Source organism: Paraburkholderia hiiakae (genome assembly GCF_904848665.1).
Taxonomy (GTDB): domain Bacteria; phylum Pseudomonadota; class Gammaproteobacteria; order Burkholderiales; family Burkholderiaceae; genus Paraburkholderia; species Paraburkholderia hiiakae.
In genome coordinates, this window is record NZ_CAJHCQ010000029.1 from 27,884 (window position 1) to 50,655 (window position 22,772).

Here is a 22,772-nt window from a genome sequence, read left to right on the forward strand (position 1 = left end):
CTTAATGATCCAGAGATAACCGGTCGGCGCCGAACCGGGCGCCGTCGTCAGCGTGCGCCAACGGCCGGCTCGACTTCGAACACCGCCTCGACGACGATCACGCCGTTGAGCGGCAACGCCGCAACGCCCACACAGGTCCTCACGTGCCGCCCGCGCTCGCCGAAGATATCGACCATCAGGTCCGAGCAGCCGTCCATCGCGGCGGGCTGGTCCGTGCAGTCCGGCGTCGAGTTCACGTAGCCCGTCATGCGCAGGCAATGCGTCACGCGGTTCAAGGTGCCGCCGCACGCGTTGCGGACGTGCGCGAGGATGTTGAGGCCGCAAAGCCGCGCGGCGTCGCGCGCGGCATCGAGCGTCGCGTCGTCGCCGAGCTTGCCGCGATGCCGCAGGGCGCCGTTCTCGAAGCTCAGTTGCCCCGCCACGTGGACCTGATTGCCTGATACGAGCGCCGGGACGTAGTTGTACAGCGGCTTCGGCGCCTGTGGCAGTTGCACGCCGAGCCGTGCGAGGCGTCCATCGAAATCCTCGATCATCGATCTCCTCCCTGGCCTTCGCTCGTCCTGCGCCATCACGCCTCGAAACGGCATGTCATGCTTCCGAACGCACCGTAGTCGACCGTCACTTCGTCGCCTGGCTCGATGCCGAGCGGCGTCATGCACGTGCCGGTGGTGACGAACTGATCCGGTGTCAACGCGATCTGCAAGCGGGAAAGCTCGTTGACGAGCCACGTCAGCGCGATATACGGATCGCCGAGCACGTTCGTGCCCTCGCCTTCGCGCTCATATTGCCGCGCATGGCCGGCCACCGTCGCGCGAACGCGATGCGCCGCGAGGTCGATGCCCTGCCACGTCCCCAATGCACACGGGCCGAGCACGAAGGCATGCGCGCAGGCGTTATCCGCGATCAACTGCGCTTCGCCCGCTGTCACGAAATCGACAAAGCGCGAATCGGGAAACTCAATGCCGAGATAGAGGCCCGCCACCGCTTCCCTGACCTCGTCGATCGCGTAAGGCTGCGCGCGCGGCGTCAGCGGACGGCCCACGCGAAACACGAACTCGGGCTCCGCGACCTTCATGCGGTTGCCCGCCATCGACAGGTGCGCGCCGGCTGCGTGAACGCGCTCGGCCAGAATGCGCCCCGCGAGCGGACCGTCGACGTTGATGTGCCGCTGACCCGCCACGCTCGTCGCCGCGATCTTCCATCCCGCCAGCGGCGCCGGCGAATGTGCCGCGAGACGCGCCTGAACGGCGTAGCCCTCGGCGCGATCGCGAGGGCGCAGCCCATCGGGCAAGGCGTCGATCACGCGCCCTTCGTGCCAGGCGCGCCACAGCAGGTCGGAAGCGGCCTCGATGTCAATGGTCATACGACGTTCTCCAACGTAGACCGAATCTACATGATTCGTCATCCGAAATAATTCTGACAATGGCTTCCTCGACGCGCATGCAACGCGCGATCTATACGTAAATCTCCCCGGCCATGTAAGTGGCGGCATGGCCGCTGATGATGACGCGATCGCCCACCACCTCGCAACCCACCTGCCCCTTGCGCACGCCGCCCTGCTGCGCCGTCAGGATCGGCTTGCCGAGGCGCGACGCCCAGTACGGCGCAAGCCATGCGTGGGCCGCGCCAGTGACGATGTCCTCATCGACACCGACCTTCGGCCCGAACCAGCGCGAGACGAAGTCGAACGCCTCGCCGCGCGCGGTCACGCTAACGCCGAACTTCGTGCACTCGCGCAGCGCCGCGAAATCCGGCGCGAGCCGCGCGATTTCCGCTTCCGAATCGACGACGACCACGTAATCGCGCGCTTCGAGCACTTCGGCCCGCACGATTCCGAGCGCGGGCAGCAAAGCCGGCGGCGGCGTGCAGGGTCGCGGCATCGTGCCGGGGAAATCCATCGCGAGCCGCTCGCCCGCGCGGCGTACGCGAAGCTCACCGCCGCGCGTGTCGAACTGCAACAGATCCTCGGGGACGGACAACTCGTTGAACAGCACCCACGACGTGGCCAGCGTTGCGTGCCCGCACAGATCGACTTCCACCTGCGGTGTGAACCAGCGCAACTGGTAACGGCCACCTTGCCCCACGAAATAGGCGGTTTCGGCGAGATTGTTCTCAGCGGCGATGGCCTTGAGCATCTCGTCAGGCAGCCAGCTTTCCAGCGGACAGACCGCGGCGGGATTGCCCTCCAGCGTCTTCGAGGAGAATGCGTCGACCTGAAAGATCCTGAGCTTCATTCCGGGTTCCTTGTGAGCGGGCACGGTGCGCGGCGGCATCGTGAATCGTCGGGTACGAATGAATTCTACAAATTGTAGAAGTGATCGTCAATTTGGATACATGTGACGTATACCCTTAACGCTGCCATGCGGGCGGCGACACGCGCACATCAGCGGTCGAGCAATGCGAGGTTTTCGGCGTTGTAGCGCAGCCCCGCAGTCGCGCCCGGCGGCATGGCCGCATCGAGCGCGGCCATGTCCCCGTCGCTGAGCAAAACCTGCGCCGCGCCCAGATTCTGTTCGAGCCGCGAAATCTGCCGTGTGCCGGGAATCGGTACGATGTCGCTGGCCCGATGAAGCAGCCACGCCAGCGCGATCTGCGCCGACGTCACACCCTTCGCAGCCGCAATCGCATGCACGGTCTCTGCCGCGCGCATGTTCGCGTCGAAGTTCGTACCCTGCAGACGCGGATCGTTCGTGCGGCGGAAATCGCCTTCCGGCCAGGCCTCGGCGCGCTTCGCGCTGCCGGTCAGAAAGCCGCGCCCCAGCGGACTGAATGGCACGAGCCCGATGCCAAGTTCGCGCAGGGTGGGGATGACGTCGGTTTCGATGGCGCGCTCCCATAGCGAATATTCGCTCTGCAACACCGAGACGGGATGCACGACGTGCGCGCGCCGGATCGTCCCAGGACTCGCCTCCGACAGCCCGAAATAGCGCACCTTGCCCTCGCGCACGAGCGCGGCGACGGTATCGGCAACCTCCTCGATCGGCACGGCCGGGTCCACGCGATGTTGATAGAGCACGTCGATGTAGTCGGTCTGCAGCCGCGCGAGCGAAGCGTCGACGACTGCGCGGATCTGCGACGGACGGCTGTCGGTCGTGCCGTGCTCGGGATGCCCGATTGCAAAGCCGAACTTGGTGGCGATCTGCACCGTATCGCGCCGCCCCTTCAGCGCGCGCCCGAGCAGCGCCTCGTTGGTGTAGGGCCCATAGACCTCCGCGGTGTCGAAGAACGTACAGCCAAGGTCGATCGCGCGATGAATGACGTCGACCGATGCCGCTTCGTCAGCGGTCCCGTACTCGCACGACATGCCCATGCAACCGAGTCCAATCGTGGAAACCTCGAGTCCCTGCTGTCCCAGCTTGCGGCGTGGAATCATCATGATGCCCTTCCAGAAATGATGGCCGGTGCGCGTCGCTCGCCGTCCCGCGCCAGGCCGTTGTCGAGTCGGACGGATCCGCACAGTCTAGGTCTCGCGACGCAGGAATACCGACCAAATTGACGGCTGCGTCGAGCCTCCGCTAGCACGTTTGAACCACGAATCCGTGGCTACGCGCTCCGAAGCGTGCCGCGATGCGCCCTGTCCTACGCGACCTCGCCTGTCCGCGCCGTTTGCCCTGGGGTTAATCCCGAATTTCTACAATTTGACTAATATTTCGACAATTTATAGACTTTTGTCGAAAGAGGGAGGCGTCACTTTCGCCGCACAGGGTTTGCCAACGTTCGTAACTGGAGATGGGAAATGAAGATGCACAAAAGCTTGCGGCTCGTCATGGGCACCTCCCTGGTCGGACTTTGTCTTGGGCCGGTACGGGCGCAGGAAGTCGTGACGGTCGGCGCGGCGAATCCGCTGACCGGCAGTCTCGCGGCGATGGGCAAGGACGCCGAGAACGGCGCGCGGCTCGCGGTGGAGGAGATCAACTCCTCGGGGCTCACCATCGGCGGACGCCCGGTCACGCTCAAGCTCGACGGCAAGGACGACGCCGCCGACCCGCGAACCGCCACGACGGTTGCGCAATCGCTCGTGGACGACAACATCGTCGCGATCATCGGCCACCTGAATTCGGGCGCGTCGATTCCGGCTTCGAAGATCTACAGCGGCTCGGACATCGTGCAGATCTCGACGGCTACGAATCCCGCGTACACGCAGCAGGGCTTCAAGACGACGTTCCGCGCGATGGCAACGGACGCCCAGCAAGGCCCGGCGCTCGCCGCCTACGCCGTCGACACGCTGCACGCGAAACGCGTGGCCGTCGTCGACGATGCAACCACCTACGGACAAGGCCTCGCCGACCAGTTCAGCCAGGCCATCAAGGCGAAGGGCGCCGAGGTCGTGTCGCGCGACGCGACCAACGATCACACCATCGACTACCGGGCGATCCTCACGCGCATCAAGGGCGAAAAGCCCGACGTCATCATGTTCGGCGGCGCGGACGCGGGCGCGGGTCCCTTCGTCAAACAGGCACAGCAGCTTGGCATCGTGGCGAAGATCGTCGGCGGCGACGGGATCTGCACCGAGAAGCTCGCAGAGCTCGCAGGCCCGGCATCGCGCAACGTCGTGTGCTCCGAGGCCGGCGCGGCGCTCGACAAGATGCCGGGTGGTCCGGCCTTCAAGGTGCGTTACGAGAAGCGCTACGGCCAGCCGATCCAGGCGTATGCGCCGTACAATTACGACGCCGTTTATGTCGTCGTTGATGCGATGAAGCGCGCCAACTCGACCGACAAGGAAAAAATCCTCGCGGCCATGCCGTCGACCGACTACAAGGGGGTGACGGGTGAAATTGCCTACGAGCCGAACGGCGATCTCAAGCACGGCGTCATTTCGATCTTCACCTACGTGAACGGCAAGCAGAAGCTGCTCACCGAAATGCAGCCGCAATGACGGGGAAACCGACCGCAGGCTGTATCAGCCGGCCGCGTCGCTGCGCTGGCGCAGCGCCTCGAGATAGTTGTAGATCGTATGGCGCGACACGTTCAGCGCGAGCGCCGCGCGCTCGACGCCACCCTTGACGATGAAGAGGCCGCGGCGCGTCATCACCTGCACCGCGTAGATCTTCTCCTCCTTGTTCATCATGGATACCGGCTTGCCGAGCTTGTGAACGGCGTCGTCGATGATCTCCTTCATCAGCACGTCGAGCTGCGGCTCGGTGGTCGCCACCGGCTCCTCGGCCGGCTTGCGGTTGAGCAGCCGTTCGAGCCAGTTGTGCGCCATCTCGAACATCGTCATGTCGGCGTTCAGGCAGAGCGCGGAAAACGGATAGCCCTCGGCGTCGCGGAAGACCACCGTGGACGAGCGCAGCGGCTGGCCCGACGCATTCTCGGTCGGATAGTCGCCGATGATCGCGTGGCCGGGCTCGCCGCGCGCGGAGCGCGCATCCATGACCGCCGCGTACGAAACGTCGCCCTTCGGTCCGCGCAGCGCCGAGCTGCCGACCGAGCGTCCCGTCACGTGCCCGTTCACGATGCTGACGACCGAGTCTTCCGGATGCGTCAGATCATGCAGCGCCACTTCGACGTTCGAGCCGAGCACGCTGCCGAGCAGCTGCACGACCGGGTGCAGCGCGTTCATCACGGCCGTGCGCTCGGCCTGGATCTCGGGCGACAACGCGCGGCGGCGCCGGCTCGCGGACGCAGAGGAAGAAGAGGATCTCGTGGCCATCGCTGCTGTATGGGAAAGGACCTGCCGATGTACGGGGTGACGGCGCCATGACCCTCACGAGGAGCATCGGGGGCGTTGCCGGTGCGCCTATTGTAGCGCCGGCCCGTCGCCGTCCGGCGATGGACGTTCCGTTTCGCCAGCACGTTCCGGAGAACCTGGCATGCAAGACAACGAGCAGCTGGACCGCATCGATCTGCGCATCCTGCGTGAGTTGAGCGTCGACGGCCGCATGAGCTGGCGCGATCTCGCCGAGAAGATCCATCTCTCGCTGACCCCGACGCTGCGCCGCGTGCGCCACCTCGAAGAGCGTGGCTATATCCACGGCTACGCGGCCCGGCTCGACGAAGCGCGGCTCGTCGGCAAGATGACGGTCTTCGTCTCCGTCACGCTCGACAACCAGTCCGAGGCCACGATCGCGCGCTTCGAAGAGCAGGTCGGCCTCGCGCCCGAAATCATGGACTGCTTCCTCGTGACAGGCGATGCCGACTACACACTGCGTGTCGTCGTCCGCGATCTCGATGGCTATCACGCGTTCCTCACGCGCTCGCTCACGCGCATTCCAGGCGTCGCGCACATCAAGTCGAGCTTCGCGCTCAAGACCGTGCTGATGCGTGCCGCGCCGCTGATCTGAAGCGGCCACACATCGGGACGGCGTTAAGCGCCCTCGGCAAGCCTCGCACGATGGCGCTCCCGCACCGGCCGCGCGGCTTCGTACTGGCGGATCAGCGCGCGTTCGACCACGCGGTCCTGCAATCGGCTACGCCGCTCGCGGCGACGTCTCCCATTGCTCATGCAACGTGGTGGATCCAGCCGAACGGGTCAGCAATTTTGCCGCGCTGAATACCGGTGAGCGTAGCGCGAATGCGTTGCGTGACAGGCCCTTCGCCGCCATCGCCGATCGTGAATTCGCCTGCTGCGTGACGAACCGCTCCGATCGCCGTCACAACTGCTGCCGTACCGCAGGCAAAGGCTTCCCTGACACGACCACTGATGGCATCGGCTTGCCATGTTTCGAATGCATAGGGTTCTTCGGAGACCACGATGCCTTCCCGTTTGGCCAGCTCGATGATGGAAGCACGCGTAATACCCGGCAAGATGGTGCCCGACAGCGGCGGTGTACGCAGAGAACCGTCGTCCATCACGAAGAACACGTTCATGCCACCCAGTTCTTCGATCCATTTGTGTTCCGCTGCGTCGAGGAACACGACCTGGTCACATCCGTTGGCCGACGCCTCTGTCTGGGCACTGAGGCCCGCGGCGTAGTTTCCGCCGCACTTCGCTGCGCCCGTGCCACCCAACGCAGCGCGCGTGTATCGATCGGACACCCAAACAGTGACTGCCGTCTTGCCCGCCTTGAAATATGGCCCCACCGGCGAGGCGATCACGCAGAACAGGTATTCGCTCGAGGCGCGCACACCGAGAAAAGTCTCCGTTGCAAACATGAAAGGCCGCAGGTACAAGCTGCCGTCACCTCCAGGAACCCAGTCCCTGTCGACCTTCACAAGCGATTCCACCGCCCCGACAAAGAGTGCATCGGGAAGTTCGGCCATGGACATCCGCTCTGCCGAGGCGCGAAAGCGCTTTGCATTCTCGAAGGGCCTGAAGAGCGAGACTGAGTTGTCTTCGCCGCGATAGGCTTTCATGCCTTCAAAAATTTCCTGCGCGTAGTGCAGGACGGCGCAGGCAGGGTCGATCTGAAACGGCCGGCGCGCCTCGATTTTCGCGTCGTGCCAGCCGAGCGCACTAGTCCACCGGACAGTCGCCATGTGATCGGTGAACACACGACCGAACACCGGGTTGGCAATGCTCGCGACGATTTGATCGTGCGGGGTAGGTGTCGCGATGAGCGAAAAAGCAAACTGCATGGTTGATTCAGTATTCATGGTTTTTCCGGGCAATGACGAGAAGGATTCGCGGGGGCACGCAGGGTGAGAAACCAACACTATAAGCGTTCCCTGTGGCCCAGCCGATTGCACGCTCAAGAATGGCGCACGGAGAAGCGCGCGTCTATCTTCAACGGGAATGACTTCGGGCTTATCTGGACGGCGTCCTTCGCGCCAGGGCGACCAGCTCGTTATCGGAAACGGTGGCCTCCTGATCAGCAAGCGCCTTGAAACGCATGAACGCTGCATTCAGTTGCGCATCGCCGTCTATCGTGACGCCCAACTCGTGCAGGCGTTGCCTGAAGGCGGTTCGACCGGAAAGTTTTCCGAGCACGATCCTGTTCGCGCTCCAGCCTACATCTTCCGCTCGCATGATTTCGTAGGTGTCGCGCGCCTTGAGCACGCCATCCTGATGAATGCCTGAAGCATGCGCAAAGGCATTAGCGCCAACGACTGCCTTGTTCGGTTGAACCGCAAAGCCGGTAATTTCCGAGACCAACTGTGAAGTCGCGAGAATCTGGGTTGTATCGACACGCACATCGAGGCCGAAATGATCTCGCCGGGTCTTGAGCGCCATGACGACTTCCTCGAGCGCCGTATTCCCTGCCCGCTCGCCAAGGCCGTTAATCGCACACTCGATCTGCCTTGCGCCGCCTGATTTGACCGCGGTTAGAGAGTTCGCCACCGCAAGACCAAGATCATCGTGACAGTGCACCGAAAATACCGCCCGGTGTGAATTTGGAATGCGCTCGCGCAGTTCGCGGATCAGCGCTGCATAGCCTTCCGGAACGGCATAGCCGACCGTATCCGGTACATTAATTGTGGTCGCGCCTTCGTCGATTACGCCTTCCAGCACACGGCAAAGGAAGTCCATGTCGGAGCGGCTAGCGTCTTCCGGGGAGAACTCGACGTCATCGGTGAATTGACGCGCCTGACGCACTGCGCGCCGCGCTTGCTCATACACCTGGTCGGCGGACATGCGGAGTTTTTTCTCCATATGTAGCGCCGATGTTGCGATAAAGGTATGAATGCGAAAACGACTGGCTGGCCGCAAAGCTTCGGCCGCACGGGAAATGTCACGCTCGTTCGCGCGGGCGAGAGAACAGATGACGCTGTCTTTCACCTCGCTTGCTATCGCACGCACTGCGTCGAAATCGCCATCCGAACTCGCTGCGAAACCTGCTTCGATGACGTCGACGCGCAGACGCTCTAGCTGCCTGGCGATGCGGAGTTTTTCTTCTTTTGTCATCGACGCACCCGGCGACTGCTCTCCGTCACGCAAGGTGGTATCGAAAATGATGAGTTTTTCAGTCACGCCAGTCTCCTGTGGGGATCGGCCACTGCGTTGATCAGGGAAAGGGGGGTAACCCTTCCTGCCGGCCGGGACGCTGGATCACAGCGCCCGACCGTTCGCGATTATAGCCAACGATATTTCAAATGAACCCAGGATCAACCCGCGACCTCGAAAGCCCGCTTAGGGGCGAATGCGCATCGCCACGCATCGGTCAGGACGCACCCGCCAGCCGCTATCTACCGCTGCCGCATGGACCCGGCACGCGAGCTTTCCTCCCTGTACCCATCAGTTGGCCGCGCGCAGTTTGTTGCGTACCGTTTTCACACCGCTGACCGCCGCCGCCGCGGAAGCAGCGGTTTGAATCGCCTCGGCATCTGGCACTCGGCCACTCAGCGTCACGACGCCGTCGCGAGCGCGTACCTTCACCTTACCCGCGTCGACGCCTGCCGTGCCGAGCGCCGCGCGCACGTCCGCCACCATCTGCTTGTCGCGCGCCGTGGCCGCGATGATCTCCGAAGCCGATTCCGGCGTGAGCGGCGAGCCGCCCTGCGCCCAGGCCGAGCCCGCCGCAAGCGTCAGCGCAATGGCAACCGTCAGGGTTCGCATGCGTTTCATGTGGGTGTTCTCCTCGTGGTGTGTCTATCGTTGTTCAAAGAGCGATGCTTTCACACTGCAATCGGTTGGCATCACGTTACGCTGCACGCCCGCTCGACGAACTCGACCGCCAGCGTCTCGCGCGCAACCGAGACGCCCGCATAGCGATTGCCATGCGCAACGGCTCGCGCGGTGAAGCGCTCCAGTGTCGCCTGCCTCGCGTGGCAGTCGAAGAAGCCGCCCACACCGATCGCCCGCATACGTCCGTCGGGCGCCCGCTCGAGCGCGGTCAGCGCAACGCTCTGCAGTTCACGATCCGGCGAAGGGTCGGTAAAGCCCAATAGCACGAGTTGCGCGCCGTCACGTGTCGTGAGCGTTCCACTCACTGTGCCGAACTCGTTGTACGTGTAGTCCATGGACTCGATCCAGCCGTTCTGCACGCCGCGCATCCCGACTGCCGAGCGCGAGGAAACCTGCGGCACCGCTGCGCGGACAGCGGGAACTGGCCCGGTCATGCGATCGAATGTCAACGTTTCGGAGTACACACCAGGTTCGCCCAGTTCGACCGCGTCGAATGGGCCGGACGCAACCAGTCCGTGCAACACCTGCAGATGCGTGCCCGCATATAAAACGCCTGCCATGACCGAAACCCAATGCCAGCCCGGGTCGATCACGTCGCTATCGAGCGGACGCCATTGCACCGCGAGCGCGAACGGCCGGTTGCCGTCGTGCGCCTCGCCTATCCACCCCGAGGCGGGATACGTCCCCGTCGCGCCCGTTTCCGAGCGGTACGTGCCGCTCACGCGCCCGTCCGCCTCGTGCTGCGCGATCTCGAGCAGCGATCCATACTGGTTGCGCCACGTCCCGAGTCCCGGCGCGTGCTGCATTTGCTGAGCATTGGACGTCATGCGAGTTCCTTGCCTTCCGTCTCTGGCAGCATCAACGCGAGCAGCACCGTGACGACGAGAAAGAGATTGATGAAGGTGGTCGTCATATTGAACGACGATCCACGCGCCACGAGAAAGCCGATAAAAGTCGGCGCGGCGAAGTTGGCGAGCCGCTGCGCGAGAATGGCCCAGCTATAGCCGATCGTGCGCAGCCGCGTCGTGTACATCTCGGCTACCCACGTATCCCAAACGCCCCACGCGCCGAGGCTGAAGAACGCGAGTGCGAAGTTGCTGGAGTACAGCGCACCCTGCGTTTGCGCATTGGCGAAAACATAGCCGGCGACGGCCGAAAGCGCCACGTACGCGATCATCACTTTTTTGCGCCCGAAACGCCCGGTGAGGAACGACGCGCTGATGTAGCCCGGAATCATGCATAGGGCCGAGAGCGCGATAAAGCCATAGCTTTGCGGCAAGCTCAGTCCGCGCTGCTGGAGCAGCGTGGGAAGCCAGGTCTGCAGCCCCCAGTAGCCCCAGGCAAACGTGAAGTTGATGCACACCTGCAGGATCGTCATGAAGAAGGTGCGCCCCGCGAAAAGGTCGCGCCAGACGCTGCGCACGACGGCCTCCACATGCAGCGTGTGGTCAGGCGCGATCTGTGTCGCGCCTCGGCTCAGACGTGCAATCGCCGCGCGCGCCTCTTCCTGCCGCCCTGTAGCGGCAAGCCAGTACGGTGACTCCGGCACCCAGCGCGCGACCACGAGCGCCCAGCAGGCTGCCACCGAACTCACGCCGATTACCCACCGCCAGCCGAACGGCATCAGCCAGATCGTCGCGCACACGGCGAGGATCATGCCGATGGGCCAGCCCGCCGCGAGATAGACCGTGAACGGGCCACGCTTGGGCACGGGCAGCAGTTCCTCGAAGTACGGGAACGTCACGACGAGCATGCCCGCAGCAACGATGCCCGACAAGAGCCGCGTGGCGTAAAGCGTGGCGTAGTCAGGTGAGAACGCACTCGCCGTGGAGACTACGCCATATATCACGAGGCTCCAGATAATCGAGCGCTTGCGGCCGAGACGCTCCGATAGCGGCCCCCAGAAAATCGACCCGATACCCATGCCCACGAAGATCGCTCCAATCAGGTTGCCGATCGCGACGGGCCCGAGATTGAAGTCGTGCGAGATGAGCGGCGAACTGTAGACGATGATCATCATCTCCCACGCCTCGATCACGAACACGAAGAAGAGCGCCAGACAGCTCTTCAGATGCTCTCGTGTGAGCGGCAATGTTTCGAACACCTTGCCAACTGGAATCGCTGTGGGCGAAGATGGACGTGCGCGATGGCGCTCGCTCTCGTCGAAGCCAGGCACGTCCGCTGCGATGCCCGCCGCGAGGGCTGACTGCAACGCGGCGCGTGCGTCCTGCGAAGAATGCGTCATGATTTCCTCTGTCGATATGAGTTGGTGGACGCCCGTCAGCACGTCACGACGTCGCCAAGCGGCGCGGGCCCCGCGAACAGGCCGAAATCACGCAACTCGCTTTCCGGCGGGGGCTCGCAACTCCATACGCGCGAAGGTTGCCAGCCGAACTGGCGCTTGTACTGCGCGAGCGATTCAGCGAGCTTGAATGCGGCCACGACCGGATCGATCACGGGCACGCCCACGGCCTGCTGAACGGCGTCGAAGAAGCCGAACTCGATCGTGCAGCCCAGAATCACCGCCTCGGCGCGATCTAGCTCCACGGCGCGCCGCGCTTCTTCGATGATGCGCGCACGCGTATGCGCCGGATCGGTCTGAAAATCGTTCACGCCCATCGCGAGCGAACGCATCGACGCGAGACGATCCAGCATGCCGTAGCCGCGAATGCGCTCGCGCATCTGCTCGACCCACTTTTCGCGCCCCACGATCACCGAAAAGCGGTTGGCCAGGTTGGCGGCGATCTGCAAACTCGCCTGGCATGGACCGACCACGATCGTCTGCGCCGAGATTTCACGTGCCGCTTCGAGCGAGGGATCGTAGAAGCACCCGATCACCATCGCATCGATCCCCTGCACGCCGGCGTCGCGCGCAACATGGACCGTCTTTTCCTCGATCAGCGCCTCGTAGGCGCGGTACTCCAGATGCGTTGGCGTGGGCATCAGGTCGAGCGACGCCACTTCCACCGTCGTCGTTGGCTGTTTGATGGCGTGCAGCATCTGCGCGATGGGACGATTCCACGTGGCCACGCCCACAGGATTGAGCCAGCGCACCGAAACCGGTACGTCCACCGGTTCGCCCTTGAACGAATTGCTCATTGCACAACTCCTTGCTTGAATAAAGCATCTGCGAACTGCGAAAGGTGCAGTTGCGTTACAGGTATTTAACGAGCGCCATCGTGAACGAGACCGATCGGTGCAGGTTCGACGACGTGTAGTAATCGAAGTTGAGATTGCCTGAGATATAAATGCCGTATTTCGCGAGACCGTAATAACTGAACGCCGGGCCGATCTTGCCTTCACGCATTTCCTCGAAATCGGAGCCCGCCGCGCTATAGATGCTGTACGCGTGGTGCAGGCCAACGAAGAGGTCGTCGCGCACCTGGTAGCCGCCCGCGATGTCGAGGAGCGTCATGCTGAGGCCGCCGCGCAGATGCTCCACCTGACCGTTGCCGATGTCTGTCGCGTTGAGGTTGCGCGTCGCGTAGGTCAGTTCGACAGGATTGATCGTCACGCCGATGCGCCCAATCTGGATGTAGTTGTTGACGTTGAAGCTGTACGAATACTGGTTTGCCCCGGCCCCGAAGCCTGCGCTTTTCGTGCTGCCGTTGGGGAACGTGACCGTGAATGTGGGGCTCGTCCAGAATGTCTTGTAGCCGGGCGTACCCACGGGCTGGTCGGGCACGATCACGTTGTAGTAGTACTCGATGCCGATATTCGGATACGCGCCCCCGAAGCCGCTTGCGCCAGGCGCACCGTGCGTGTTCGCATAGCCCACCGAGCCGTTGATCCAGAACTCGAACTGATCGCGATGCGTGCCAGTGAAGCCCGTCTCGGTGAAATACGCCGGGTTAAATGACGAGTAGATCTGGTTGGAATTCGGGCTCGTGTGCTGGAACGCCGGGAACGCTTCGAGCGCCCATGAGTTCGGCGCGCCCGCCTGGCCGTAGCCGATGAATTCGTCGGCGCAAGCCGGCAACGCGGCACCTGCAAAAAGAGTCAGACCGGCAGCACCGATCGCCAACCTACGCCCCACTTTCATGCTAATCCCCTGTCCGTTTCATTTGATACGCAATCCTGATTAACCGTCTGTCTCCATGCCGCTTACGCGGCAGGACGTTCAGTCCGCCATCGCCGCTTCGATTTCGCTCACGGTCTTCGGTGTCGGCCGGCCCATCACGCGCGCCCCCGTTGCCGTGATCTCGATTTCGTCTTCGACACGCATGCCGCCCAGCCCCACGTAAGTGCGCAGCTTCGCGTAGTCGATCAGCCCCTCATGGCGCTTTTCCGCAGCCCAGCGCTCGATCAACGCCTCGATAAAATAGATGCCGGGCTCAACCGTGAGGACCATCCCTTCCTTGAGCGGCTTGCCCATGCGCAGACTGCGCAGACCGAACTGGGCGCTGCGTGGCGTTTGTGCGTCGTAGCCCACGCGGTCCTCGCCGTAAGACTCCATATCGTGAACGTCGAGGCCAAGCTGGTGCCCGAGACCGTGCGGAAAGACGACCGCGTATGCGCCCGACGAGACGACGTCGGAAACGGAGCCCTTGAAAATCCCCATCTGCACCATGCCGTCGGCAAGATGCGTGACGGCCGCGCGATGTACGTCCGCGTAGCGCACGCCTGGGCGCGAGCCGCGAATACCGATGTCTTGCGCCTCGAGCAGGAGCGTATATAGCTCCGTCTGGCGCGCATTGAATCGCCCGCTCACCGGCAGCGTGCGTGTGATGTCGCTCGCGTAGCCGAGTGGGCTCGTCGCACCCGAGTCGTTGACGACCAGGTCACCCGGCTCGAGACGTCCGCCGTAGTTGAAGTTATGCAGGATGTCGCCGCGCTTCGTGAACACGGATTGATAGGCTTCCAGCACGCCGTGTTGCGCCAACACCTCGTGCATCCGCGCAAGGCCTTCGCGCTCACCGGCGCCGGGGCGCACAGCGCGCATCGCCGCGCGATGCATTGCGTCGGTGACCGCGAGTGCGGATTCGATCTGCGCGATCTCCTCCGCGCCCTTGAGTTCGCGAAGCGCGACGACCGCATCGATCAGCGCCGCCGAGGCGCGCGTCGCCACTTCCTGAGGCGTACAGCCAATGAGCCGGCCAATTTCGAGCGTCGTTGCGGCACGATACGGCGGCAGAAAATGCACGGTACGACCGTCGCGCCGCGCATGGTCGAGCGCGGCTTGCAGCGCCGCGTAGCCGCGCACCGTCCGGCAGCCCGCCCGCTCGCATTCGCTCGCGAGCGAGGGTGTTTTGCCGAGCCAGATCTCGTCGTCGAGCGTAGCGTCGTCGCCGAACACGATGTCTTCGCCGCTCTCCAGATCGAGCCACGCAGCAAGCCCCGGGCGATTGATACCGAAGAAGTAGCGAAACGTCGCGTCCTGCCGGAACGGATGCACGTTATGCGCGAAATTGATTGGCGCGTCGACATTCCCCGGCATCAGCGCGATACCCGAGCGAAGCCTTTCGCGCAGCGCCTTGCGTCGCGCGACATAGATGCTTTCTGCAAACATAAGGAAATCCTGGGTCGTGTTGCGATGATTCAATGCGGCGGTCAACCGGTGACGCCATAGACGCTCTTCGCGATTTCGGCGCTCACATAACCATTCTTCAGGTCGTCAAGCACCGCCGCGCGCGAGCGCGCCGCCGGATCGCCGAAGCCGCCACCCGACGCCGTCCGGATGCGGATCACATCGCCGCTATCGAGTGGAAGCGCACTCACCATGGAATAGCGCTCGGTCGCGCCGTTCCCGCGCACGACTTCGATGTAGTTGAGCGAGCCGTCCGCGCCGCCGGCAAGGCCCCAGGGCGGCACGTTCGAACGGGTATAGCCGCAGGTGAGCAAGGTGTGATCGGCGCGCACGCGATACTCCACGTGAATGCCGCGGCCGCCGCGGAACTCGCCGTGTCCGCCCGGTTCGTCGTTGAGCGTCATGCAATCCACGTACAGGCCATAACGCGCTTCGCAGACTTCCGCGGGGCAGTTGTAGGTTTCGCCATGCATGCCCGAATACACGGCGCTGTTGCCGTCGCGCCCGGCTTCGCCGCCCCAGCCGCCAATCTCGGGTTCAACGAGCGTGAACGCTCGCCCCGTATCCGGGTGCACGCCACTGATGAAGGTGCCGCAAATCGAAGCGAAGTTGCCCGCTGGCAGGCGCTCCGGCAAGTGCGCCGCGAGACAACGCAAGATGAGATCGTGCGCCCGGATCAGGTTCTCGAAGTAAAAGCCTTCAGCGGCCGGGCTCTGTGCCTCGAACATCGTGCCCGGCCGCGTGAGCACGGTCAGCGGACGGAAGGTGCCGCCGTTGGTCGCCGCGCGTGGATCGGTGACAGCCTTGAATGCCATCTGCGCGGCGACGACGGTACCGTCGCGGCTCAGGTTGTGGGGTCCGGCCGATTGTGCCGGGTTGTCGCGCAGATCGACGACCATACCGCCGTCGTTGATCTCTACGATCACGCGCAACGTCTGTCCATCGTCCTGTAGTTCGTCCATCGTGAAGCGGCCGCGAGGTGCGTCCTTGAGCGCCGCGAGCGAAACTTTCTCACCCAGTACCATGAAATCCGCCACGGCCTCGAGAAACAGGTCGACGCCGTACTTGGCCGCGAGGTCGACAATGCGCGCCGCGCCGCCGCGTACGGCCGCGATCCCGGCCCAGAGGTCACCTTCCATGAAGTCGGGCAAGCGCGTGTTCGAGCGCAGGATCTGCATGACCGGGCGGATCGGCCTGCCCTTCGATATCAGCTTCACACAGGCAAGACGCAGGCCCTCCTGGAAGATATCGCCCGCATTGGTCGAAAGCGAGCCCGGTACCGAGCCGCCTACGTCGTTCCAATGCGCGATGTTCGCGGTCCACGCAATGATCCGGTCGCCGGCGAACACGGGCATCGCGAGCACGACATCGTTCAGGTGCGTGACGCCGCCGCCGCTATGCGGATCGTTGGTGATGAACACGTCGCCCGGCTCGATCTCTCCCGGTTGCGCGTGCTGGGCGAGAATGCGCTTGACCGCCTTGTCGAGCACCGCGATGAAGCCCGGGGCCCCAGAGCCAGAACTTGCGATGTCGCCTTGCGCATCGGTGATGCCCGTGCCCATGTCGAGCACTTCGTAGATGATCGGGCTCATCGCGGTCTTGATCATCGCCGCGAACATTTCGTCGGCAATGGCCTGCAGCGAGTTCTGGATGATCTCCAGCGTAAAGATGTCCACTTTGCTCATCGTCGTTCTCCGTCGTCAGAGCGTGATGTGAAGGTTGCCGAGGCGATCGACGCTCACAGCGTTGCCCGGATGCACGACGATGGTCGTGCCTGCGTCTTCCACGATCGCGGGCCCCATGAACGCCATGCCGGGTTCGAGCTTCGCGTTGTCGTAAATGGTGGCTTCATGCACGCCCTCGAGCGCGTAGTCCACGAAGCGCTTGCCTTTGACGGCGCTCGCAAGCGTCGCGCCCGTGACGGGTAGTTCCGCGAGGTCGAGCTTGCCGATCTCCGAAGTCGTGACGATATGGAAGCCGACGATTTCGAGCGGCGCATCGAGCCGGTAGGTGTACTGCCTTTCATAGATGGCGTGAAAGCGCGCGGCGATCTCGCTCCAGTGCGAGTCAATGCGCTCGCCCGCATTGAACGGCACTTCCACCGAATGCTCCTGGTTCTGGTAACGCAGCTTGCAGTGGATCGCAATGTTCAGTTGCTTGCGGGCGATGCCCTCGTCGCCGAACTGGGCGACGGCGACCTCGACGAGTTCGTCGAGCGCGCCTTGCGCGGCCGCGAGCGCGGCTTCGTCGGCGGTCTGGGAAAAGCGGTTCACGAAGAGGTCGCGGCGCAGATCGGACATGGTCATGCCCCACGCCGAGAACACCGACGCACCGCGCGGAATCACCACTTTCCTCACGCCCAGTTCCTGACCGAGCGCGACCGCGTGCATTGCCCCGCCGCCGCCAAACGCGACCAGCGTAAATTCTCGCGGATCGCGGCCGCGATTGAGCGAGACGAGCTTGAGCGCATTGACCATATTGTCGTTGGCAATACGAACGATGCCGCGTGCGATTTCCTCGCGCGTCATCGCGAGGCGCGCCGCGAGCGGGTCGAGTGCGCGCTCGACCGCCTCCATGTCGGCGACGGTCTCACCGCCGCAGAAGTAATCCTTGTTGATGCGGCCGAGCACGAGGTTCGCGTCGGTCGTCGTCGCGTGCGTTCCGCCGTTGCCATAGGCCGCCGGGCCCGGCGACGCGCCCGCCGATTGCGGACCGACATGCAGCTTGCCAAAGTCGTCGACCCACGCGATCGAGCCGCCGCCATTGCCGATCTCGACCAGATCGACCACGGGCACCATGATCGGATAGCCTGCGTTCACACGGTCGCGTTCCACCCAGTAGTCGGTCTTGATGGTCACCTGCCCGTTTTCGATCAGCGAGCACTTCGCCGTGGTGCCGCCAATGTCGAGCGCCAGCACGTTTGGTTCGCCGATCAGGCGGCCCAGTTCGGCGGCACCCCAGAAGCCGCTCGCCGGACCGGATTCGACCATCGTGATCGGAATTTCGCGCGCATGGGCAACCGTATCGACGCCACAGTTCGACTGCATCACATAGAGCGGCGCCCGATAGCCGTTGGCCCGCACGCCCTGCTCGAGCTGGTCCAGATAGCGCGAAGCGATCGGCTGCACGTAGGCCGAGAGGACTGCCGTGCTCGTGCGCTCGTATTCGCGCCATTCGCGCGTGATCTGGTGCGAGGCCACGACCGAGACTTCGGGCCACAAGCGGCGTACCTCGTCGAGCACGGCTCGCTCGTGCGCGGGGTTCGCATAGGCGTGCAGCAGGCAGATCGCTACCGCCTCGACTTCCGCCCGGCGAAAGTCCTTCACGATGTCCGCGAGCGCGCCGAGGTCGATCGGCTCGCGTTCCGCGCCGTCATAGTTGACACGTCCGCTCACCTCGCGGCGCAGATGGCGCGGCACGAACGCTGCAGGCTTGACCCACTTCAGATTGAAGAAGTCCGGGCGATTGGCGCGTGCGATTTCCAGCACGTCGCGAAAGCCCGCGGTGGTGATGAGACCGGTGCGCACGCCGCGCCGCTCGGTCAGCGCGTTGATGACGACGGTCGTGCCATGCGCGAGAAAGCTCACCTCGTCGAGTTTGACCTGCGCCTTGTCGAGCACGTTGATGATGCCCTGCTCGAAGTTGGGTGGCGTGGTGTCGGTTTTTGCCGTGCGAACGGTCTGCGCACCGGTCACGGGATCGATCTCGAAGTAGACGAGATCGGTGAACGTGCCGCCGACATCGGTCGCCACACGGATGGTCTTTCCACCAGGGGTCATCGCACTTCTCCTTGCGTCACGATGGCCGGAGCAAACGCCGCCGGCCGATGATTTTCTGACTGGTTACCGCGTTTCATGATAAGTAGCATGCCTAAGCGTATGTTCATGTGAGCGGCCAGGCCGCGTTCGTGCGAAGCGCTCGCGATACAACCCACGCACAATGCGCGCCCAGGGACGGCGCGGGGCGGTTCATTTGCTGCTGAGGCGGACTTTATGAATCCAATAAGCGCGCGGCAACCGGCACGGCGGGTAGGCGAGCGAGGGGGCGTGCTACCCGCCTACCCATTCGGGTAGTTTTGTGCGGGTAGATTCGGAGGAAGGCTAGGTCGAGAAAGGCGCTGCGCGCCGCGAATTCACGGCTGCGTGGGCAACAGCCCCTGCTGCATGGCGGCCGCGATGGCGCCAGCGCGTGAATCGACACCGAGCTTCTGGAAGATCTGCTTGAGGTGGAATTTGACCGTGTTCTCGGAGATGTCGAGCGAGCGCGCGATTGCCTTGTTGGTCTGCCCCGTGGCGAGCAGGCCGAGAATCTGCGTTTCCTTGCCGCTGAACTGTGCGCGCGGGCGCACGGGATGCGCCCGCCAGCCGCGCAGTTGCGAGACGACCGACTGCAAGGCGGCAACGCCGGCGACATCGCCCGTCTGCAAGAACGGCAGAATGCCGGGCCCCACATCGAGCAGCAAGCCGGGAATGTGATGGGCGATGACCGGTCCGAGCGCCTCGGCAAGCTCCGCGGGCGTTGGTCCATTCGCGCCCGCGGTTTTGCGTTGGGGGATCAGCGCAAGCAGCCGCAGACGCCAGGCTGGCAGCAGCAAGCCCGCCCGCTCCAGCTTCGCGGCGTCGTGCGTGAGCCGTGCAAGCGCCTCGGCGGCCGCACCCGTCGCGAGGCGCATGCGTGCGAAAGCCAGCGACGCCGCTTCGCACAGGCGCCAGTCGAGACCGTCATCCTCCGCGGCTATCCCTCCGAGACCGAGCGCCTGTGCCTCCTGCTGCGCGCGCTCCCCCTGCCCGCACTGCGCGAACAAATCGACGCGCCAGATGCCCACCAGTTCCGCAAGTCGCGGCAGTTGCCGGTCCTGCGCCACGCGCGCGGTGTGATCGAGTACGCGGCAGGCGTGCTCCATGCCGTGCTGGCGCAGGGCGACGCGCCAGGCGATATCAGCGGTATTGGCGAACAGTTCGAACCAGCCGTCGATATGCTCCAGCGTTTCCTGGCCCTCGCCCAGCCACGATTCGGTGTCCGCCCACGCGCCTTCGAGATAGAGATGCTGCGCCTTCAGGCAACCGACCACGGCCTTGAGCGAACTATCCGTGCCGAAGTTCGCTTCGGCGAGCATCATCGCCTCGTCGATCCGTTCTCGCGCAGTTGCGATCTCGCCGCTCGTGCACAGGGCGAGCGCCTCGTGCATCAGGCAAAAATTCTCGCCAAGCGGACTCGCCACGATGCGCATGCGCACACGTGCCGCGCGCGCCGCTCCGATCGCGTTGCGCATCTGGCCGCGCCGCATCGCGAAGAGCGCGCCCACGCACAGCAACGTCGCCTGGCCGAGAGAGTCGTCGGGCAGCCGCTCGTTCGCGCTCTGATCGTCGACGGGCAAGCGCAAATCGTCGCCGTCGATGTCGAAGTAGCCGCGCAAGAGCGCCTCGATTACCGTGAAGTCGCGTTCAAGGCGCGCATTGCCGTGCATGGCCGGTTGGGCGAGGCGCAGCAACTCCATCGCCAGTGCAGGGTTGCCGAGCTTGGCCTGCAGGTATGCCTGCATGAGCACGAGTTCCGGGTCGCTGCGGCGCGCACGCTCGTCGAATTGCTGCAGCAGGCTTTGGGTGTAGTGGATGCCGTGGCGCAGCACCAGCTCCCAGCCCCCCGCGTCGAGCACGAGCCGTACACCGAGTGCCGTGTCTTGCGCACGCAGCGCGTGCGACACCGCCAGTACCCAGTCGCCGCGCTGCGCGAGCCACTGCGCAGCCGCTCGATGGATCTGGCAGGCACGCCGGGTACTGAGGCGCTGACTGAGGAAATCGGAGAGCAGCAGGTGGTAGCGGAACCAGCTGCCGTTGGCGTCGAGCGGGACCAGCAGCGCGTGGAACGAGGTCAGGCGTGCGAGCAGCGCGGCGCTATCGTGGCGGTCTCGCGCGACATCGGCCAGATCGGCGTTGAAGCGCTCGAGCACCGACGTCTCAATCAGGAAGTCGCGGCAATCTTCGGGGAGATTGTCGAGAATCTGCTCGGCCATGTATTGCGCCATCTCGGCGACGTGCCCGGAGAACGACGGCAAGCCAAATGCTGACGCCGTGCCTCGCGCGAGCCACAAGCGCGCAAGCTGGATGGCGACGGCCCACCCTTCCGTTTTCGAGTGGACGGTCGCGAGGATCGAAGGCCCGTGGTCAGGGCCGAGGATCTGCGAGGCTTCGGGCAGCGACAGAACGAGGTCATCAGCGTCGATCTCGTGGACGAGGCCGCGCGCCTTGAGCGTGGCGACTTGCCAGGCCGGCCGCGTGCGACTCGCGATCACGAGGCGCAAGCTGGGCGTCGCGCGTTCGAGCAGCGTCAGCACAATTTCGTCGACCACGCGCGATGCGGCGCGGTGGTAGTCGTCGAGCATCAGCGTAAAGCAGCGCCCGTCGCGCGCGAGCGCCTGCAGCATCGCGGCGATCGTGCGCTGCGCGCGCGCATCCAGCGCCTGGGCGTGGGCCAACGATGACAGGCTGCCGAGATCGAGGCCGGCGTCTTCGAGCGACAGCAGCAAATAAACGAGGAAGCGGTTCGGATCGCCATCGGCTTCGTCCAGCGTGAGCCAGGCGACCGGCTGCGTTTGCGCACTTTCGCTCGCACGCAGTGCGTCGCGCCATTGCGCGAGCAACGTCGTCTTGCCAAATCCGGGGGCGGCGACCACGAGCGTGAGCGGACGGCTTGCGTGTGCCTGCAGGCGCTCGAGCAACGCGATGCGCGGTACGGCTTCGAGCTGGGTATGGGGGGGCGCCAGTTTGCCGACCCACATCCAGGCGCTCGACGGATCGGACGCATCGAGGCGGATGTCCGTCATGTGGACTGTCCGCTGTCGCGTCGCGGCTCGTGCACGGTGGCGCGGCACCCAGCGCACAGTCGATCAAGAACATAAAATGGCCCGCTCGGGCCGGGGGCTGAAAAAAGCGGCATTTGCCTGGTTTGAGTCTGGCGCATCGGTCGGAACAATCGGCGAGAAGGCAGCGGGCGACGTGTCGCTCGCGTGCCCTCGCGACACGAGCCATATTGCGCGCAGTGTAACGCAGCCGAAATTCTGTGCAGGGCGTGTGCGGGTAAGTCTGGGGTCTCATCGCACGACCCAGGTCGACGCTTTGCGGTAGGTTCGGGGGCGCGACCGTGACCCGCGCGGGAATCAGAAGGCCGCTGCGGAGATGCTCGGGCGGCGCGCCGCGCGCGGCGGCGTGCGCCCGATGGAGTCAATCAGGCGTTGGATTCCAGTTAAGTGCCTCGTGACGCGGCCGATTCGATCCCGGCTGGCAATCGGATCATATGGACCTGAAATGATCAATGCAAGGTGTGGACGCTGCTGACGGCCTCACCATCGGCCTCATCGGACGAGGCTTGATCAAGGATCGCGCACCGGAAGTCGAACTTAACGCGAAGGATCGCCGATTCAACACGTGCGTCGCCGCGATAGCCGCTCAGGCGAGTATTGATCGCCTCCTCGACCGCGAGGATCGCCTGCTCGATGCTCTCCGGATCATCGCTATCGAAACCGACCTCAATCTCAATGCTCTCCAGCAGGTTCAGCGCTGTCGCCACGTCCTCGGAAGCGACGAATAGCGTTTCGGCGTCTTCTCTCATCTTCCCTCCCCGTTGGGTTGTCTAGCGTCTTCACACAGTTGCGAGTTGCACGACTATCGTTGCACATCCAGAGCAAACCTGTGGGCCGACTAACGCGGGTGTTGGGTTCGAAACAACGGTCGAGTTGCTGAA

At 64.1% G+C, this 22,772-nt stretch carries 19 protein-coding genes and 1 pseudogene; 2 read left to right on the forward strand and 18 right to left on the reverse strand.

Annotated elements, in window-relative coordinates; translation table 11 throughout:
- Positions 1 to 47: 47 nt before the first annotated feature.
- From JMY28_RS35080 to JMY28_RS35095, 4 genes are all read right to left on the reverse strand, one after another.
- Positions 48 to 533 carry a RidA family protein gene (locus JMY28_RS35080; RefSeq protein ID WP_201700471.1) on the reverse strand — a complete coding sequence of 162 codons (486 nt, stop codon included), beginning with the start codon at positions 531 to 533 and terminating at the stop codon, positions 48 to 50.
- A 35-nt stretch (positions 534 to 568) separates the two neighbouring features.
- The gene (locus tag JMY28_RS35085; protein WP_201700472.1) at positions 569 to 1,363 is read right to left on the reverse strand and encodes a 2-keto-4-pentenoate hydratase; all 795 of its coding nucleotides are present in this window, start codon (positions 1,361 to 1,363) and stop codon (positions 569 to 571) included.
- A 91-nt stretch (positions 1,364 to 1,454) separates the two neighbouring features.
- The gene (locus JMY28_RS35090) at positions 1,455 to 2,234 is read right to left on the reverse strand and encodes a PhzF family phenazine biosynthesis protein (protein WP_201700473.1); all 780 of its coding nucleotides are present in this window, start codon (positions 2,232 to 2,234) and stop codon (positions 1,455 to 1,457) included.
- 149 nt (positions 2,235 to 2,383) lie between these two features.
- Entirely contained in the window at positions 2,384 to 3,373 is a 990-nt protein-coding gene (locus JMY28_RS35095; protein ID WP_201700521.1) for an aldo/keto reductase, read from the reverse strand.
- A gap of 363 nt (positions 3,374 to 3,736) precedes the next feature.
- Here JMY28_RS35095 and JMY28_RS35100 point away from each other — a divergent pair, with 363 nt between their 5' ends.
- A complete protein-coding gene (locus tag JMY28_RS35100; RefSeq protein WP_201700474.1) occupies positions 3,737 to 4,876 on the forward strand; it encodes a branched-chain amino acid ABC transporter substrate-binding protein in 1,140 nt (379 codons plus the stop codon).
- A 24-nt stretch (positions 4,877 to 4,900) separates the two neighbouring features.
- Here JMY28_RS35100 and JMY28_RS35105 read toward each other — a convergent pair whose 3' ends face one another.
- Positions 4,901 to 5,653: a helix-turn-helix transcriptional regulator gene (locus JMY28_RS35105; protein ID WP_201700475.1), complete on the reverse strand. Its 753-nt coding sequence runs from the start codon at positions 5,651 to 5,653 to the stop codon at positions 4,901 to 4,903.
- Positions 5,654 to 5,813: 160 nt separating this feature from the next.
- On the opposite strand from JMY28_RS35105, the gene JMY28_RS35110 reads away from it, so the two are divergent.
- Complete coding sequence (locus JMY28_RS35110; protein ID WP_201700476.1) at positions 5,814 to 6,284, forward strand: Lrp/AsnC family transcriptional regulator; 471 nt, start codon at positions 5,814 to 5,816, stop codon at positions 6,282 to 6,284.
- Between the two features lie 23 nt (positions 6,285 to 6,307).
- Here the strand turns inward: JMY28_RS35110 and JMY28_RS35115 are convergent, their stop codons facing one another.
- From JMY28_RS35115 to JMY28_RS35175, 13 genes and pseudogenes are all read right to left on the reverse strand, one after another.
- Positions 6,308 to 6,445, reverse strand: coding sequence for a hypothetical protein (locus JMY28_RS35115; protein ID WP_201700477.1), 138 nt, complete (start codon positions 6,443 to 6,445; stop codon positions 6,308 to 6,310).
- Positions 6,442 to 7,536: a branched-chain amino acid aminotransferase gene (locus JMY28_RS35120; protein ID WP_201700478.1), complete on the reverse strand. Its 1,095-nt coding sequence runs from the start codon at positions 7,534 to 7,536 to the stop codon at positions 6,442 to 6,444. The genes JMY28_RS35115 and JMY28_RS35120 overlap by 4 nt, the downstream gene beginning before the upstream one ends.
- Positions 7,537 to 7,711: 175 nt before the next feature.
- Positions 7,712 to 8,851: pseudogene (locus JMY28_RS35125) on the reverse strand (2-isopropylmalate synthase); the annotation flags it as partial.
- 264 nt (positions 8,852 to 9,115) lie between these two features.
- Positions 9,116 to 9,445 carry a BON domain-containing protein gene (locus tag JMY28_RS35130; protein WP_201700480.1) on the reverse strand — a complete coding sequence of 110 codons (330 nt, stop codon included), beginning with the start codon at positions 9,443 to 9,445 and terminating at the stop codon, positions 9,116 to 9,118.
- Positions 9,446 to 9,516: 71 nt separating this feature from the next.
- The gene (locus tag JMY28_RS35135) at positions 9,517 to 10,332 is read right to left on the reverse strand and encodes an avidin/streptavidin family protein (RefSeq protein ID WP_201700481.1); all 816 of its coding nucleotides are present in this window, start codon (positions 10,330 to 10,332) and stop codon (positions 9,517 to 9,519) included.
- Positions 10,329 to 11,750 (reverse strand): MFS transporter, encoded by a 1,422-nt coding sequence (locus tag JMY28_RS35140; protein WP_201700482.1) that lies wholly within the window; start codon positions 11,748 to 11,750, stop codon positions 10,329 to 10,331. The genes JMY28_RS35135 and JMY28_RS35140 overlap by 4 nt, the downstream gene beginning before the upstream one ends.
- 35 nt (positions 11,751 to 11,785) lie before the next feature.
- Positions 11,786 to 12,604 carry an aspartate/glutamate racemase family protein gene (locus tag JMY28_RS35145; protein ID WP_201700483.1) on the reverse strand — a complete coding sequence of 273 codons (819 nt, stop codon included), beginning with the start codon at positions 12,602 to 12,604 and terminating at the stop codon, positions 11,786 to 11,788.
- 55 nt (positions 12,605 to 12,659) lie between these two features.
- The gene (locus JMY28_RS35150) at positions 12,660 to 13,547 is read right to left on the reverse strand and encodes a hypothetical protein (RefSeq protein ID WP_201700484.1); all 888 of its coding nucleotides are present in this window, start codon (positions 13,545 to 13,547) and stop codon (positions 12,660 to 12,662) included.
- 78 nt (positions 13,548 to 13,625) lie between these two features.
- Complete coding sequence (locus JMY28_RS35155; RefSeq protein WP_201700485.1) at positions 13,626 to 15,014, reverse strand: aminopeptidase P family protein; 1,389 nt, start codon at positions 15,012 to 15,014, stop codon at positions 13,626 to 13,628.
- Positions 15,015 to 15,055: 41 nt separating this feature from the next.
- Positions 15,056 to 16,717: a hydantoinase B/oxoprolinase family protein gene (locus JMY28_RS35160; RefSeq protein WP_201700486.1), complete on the reverse strand. Its 1,662-nt coding sequence runs from the start codon at positions 16,715 to 16,717 to the stop codon at positions 15,056 to 15,058.
- A gap of 15 nt (positions 16,718 to 16,732) precedes the next feature.
- On the reverse strand, positions 16,733 to 18,811 hold the full coding sequence (locus JMY28_RS35165) for a hydantoinase/oxoprolinase family protein (RefSeq protein ID WP_201700487.1): 2,079 nt from the start codon (positions 18,809 to 18,811) through the stop codon (positions 16,733 to 16,735).
- Positions 18,812 to 19,164: 353 nt separating this feature from the next.
- Positions 19,165 to 21,855: a LuxR C-terminal-related transcriptional regulator gene (locus JMY28_RS35170; RefSeq protein WP_201700488.1), complete on the reverse strand. Its 2,691-nt coding sequence runs from the start codon at positions 21,853 to 21,855 to the stop codon at positions 19,165 to 19,167.
- Between the two features lie 485 nt (positions 21,856 to 22,340).
- Positions 22,341 to 22,640, reverse strand: coding sequence for a hypothetical protein (locus tag JMY28_RS35175; protein WP_201700489.1), 300 nt, complete (start codon positions 22,638 to 22,640; stop codon positions 22,341 to 22,343).
- Positions 22,641 to 22,772 lie beyond the last annotated feature (132 nt).

Coding starts and splice junctions, on each gene's coding strand:
- JMY28_RS35080 (WP_201700471.1), bottom strand. CDS start 533: ATGATCGAGGATTTCGATGGACGCCTCGCACGGCTCGGCGTGCAACTG.
- JMY28_RS35085 (WP_201700472.1), bottom strand. CDS start 1,363: ATGACCATTGACATCGAGGCCGCTTCCGACCTGCTGTGGCGCGCCTGG.
- JMY28_RS35090 (WP_201700473.1), bottom strand. CDS start 2,234: ATGAAGCTCAGGATCTTTCAGGTCGACGCATTCTCCTCGAAGACGCTG.
- JMY28_RS35095 (WP_201700521.1), bottom strand. CDS start 3,373: ATGATTCCACGCCGCAAGCTGGGACAGCAGGGACTCGAGGTTTCCACG.
- JMY28_RS35100 (WP_201700474.1), top strand. CDS start 3,737: ATGAAGATGCACAAAAGCTTGCGGCTCGTCATGGGCACCTCCCTGGTC.
- JMY28_RS35105 (WP_201700475.1), bottom strand. CDS start 5,653: ATGGCCACGAGATCCTCTTCTTCCTCTGCGTCCGCGAGCCGGCGCCGC.
- JMY28_RS35110 (WP_201700476.1), top strand. CDS start 5,814: ATGCAAGACAACGAGCAGCTGGACCGCATCGATCTGCGCATCCTGCGT.
- JMY28_RS35115 (WP_201700477.1), bottom strand. CDS start 6,445: ATGAGCAATGGGAGACGTCGCCGCGAGCGGCGTAGCCGATTGCAGGAC.
- JMY28_RS35120 (WP_201700478.1), bottom strand. CDS start 7,536: ATGAATACTGAATCAACCATGCAGTTTGCTTTTTCGCTCATCGCGACA.
- JMY28_RS35130 (WP_201700480.1), bottom strand. CDS start 9,445: ATGAAACGCATGCGAACCCTGACGGTTGCCATTGCGCTGACGCTTGCG.
- JMY28_RS35135 (WP_201700481.1), bottom strand. CDS start 10,332: ATGACGTCCAATGCTCAGCAAATGCAGCACGCGCCGGGACTCGGGACG.
- JMY28_RS35140 (WP_201700482.1), bottom strand. CDS start 11,750: ATGACGCATTCTTCGCAGGACGCACGCGCCGCGTTGCAGTCAGCCCTC.
- JMY28_RS35145 (WP_201700483.1), bottom strand. CDS start 12,604: ATGAGCAATTCGTTCAAGGGCGAACCGGTGGACGTACCGGTTTCGGTG.
- JMY28_RS35150 (WP_201700484.1), bottom strand. CDS start 13,547: ATGAAAGTGGGGCGTAGGTTGGCGATCGGTGCTGCCGGTCTGACTCTT.
- JMY28_RS35155 (WP_201700485.1), bottom strand. CDS start 15,014: ATGTTTGCAGAAAGCATCTATGTCGCGCGACGCAAGGCGCTGCGCGAA.
- JMY28_RS35160 (WP_201700486.1), bottom strand. CDS start 16,717: ATGAGCAAAGTGGACATCTTTACGCTGGAGATCATCCAGAACTCGCTG.
- JMY28_RS35165 (WP_201700487.1), bottom strand. CDS start 18,811: ATGACCCCTGGTGGAAAGACCATCCGTGTGGCGACCGATGTCGGCGGC.
- JMY28_RS35170 (WP_201700488.1), bottom strand. CDS start 21,855: ATGACGGACATCCGCCTCGATGCGTCCGATCCGTCGAGCGCCTGGATG.
- JMY28_RS35175 (WP_201700489.1), bottom strand. CDS start 22,640: ATGAGAGAAGACGCCGAAACGCTATTCGTCGCTTCCGAGGACGTGGCG.